This window comes from Bradyrhizobium sp. SHOUNA76, from assembly GCF_023006445.1.
In the GTDB taxonomy this organism is placed as follows: Bacteria; Pseudomonadota; Alphaproteobacteria; order Rhizobiales; family Xanthobacteraceae; genus Bradyrhizobium.
Genome location: NZ_JALBHA010001119.1, coordinates 1 through 533 on the forward strand (window position 1 = coordinate 1; position 533 = coordinate 533).

Genomic DNA, 533 nt, shown 5'->3' on the forward strand with positions numbered 1-533 from the left:
GTCGCCGCCGCATCGCCGGAGACCGCCAGCACATGGCCCCGCGCGTATTTGTGGCCGTCGATGCGAGGCACCGGAAAAGCGGCGCCCCAGACATCCGGATCGTTCTCGAAAGTCTGCGGCGCGATCTCGTCCAGCACCTGCGGGTCGATGCCGATGTCGGCGACGCGCACGCGACCGCAATGCACCCGGCCCGGCAGCAGCAGATGCGCCGGCTTCTTGCGAAAGAAGGTGACGGTCTCGGTGGCGTTCACCGCGGCGCCCAACATGGCCGCGCTGGTACCGTTGATGCCGCTCGGCAGGTCGACCGCGAGCACCGGGGCTCCGTTGGCGTTGATCGCCTCGATCATCGCGCGAGCCTCGCCGTCGACAGGACGGCTGAGGCCCGCGCCGAACAGCGCATCGATGATCAGCGCGGGCCGTCCGATCGCCTGCGGATTGAACGGCAGCAGCGGATGCTTCCAGCCGCGCGCGGCGGAGGCCGCATCGCCCTGGAGCTGGTCGCGCTCGCACATCGCGATCACCGAGACCTCGCG

General features: G+C 70.0%; 1 protein-coding gene. It reads right to left on the minus strand.

All coding sequences use genetic code 11. The features are described 5' to 3' along the window. Nucleotides 1-533, minus strand: a 533-nt coding sequence (locus MOV74_RS40065; protein ID WP_309486898.1) for an NAD(P)H-hydrate epimerase, incomplete at both ends; no start/stop codon positions are given.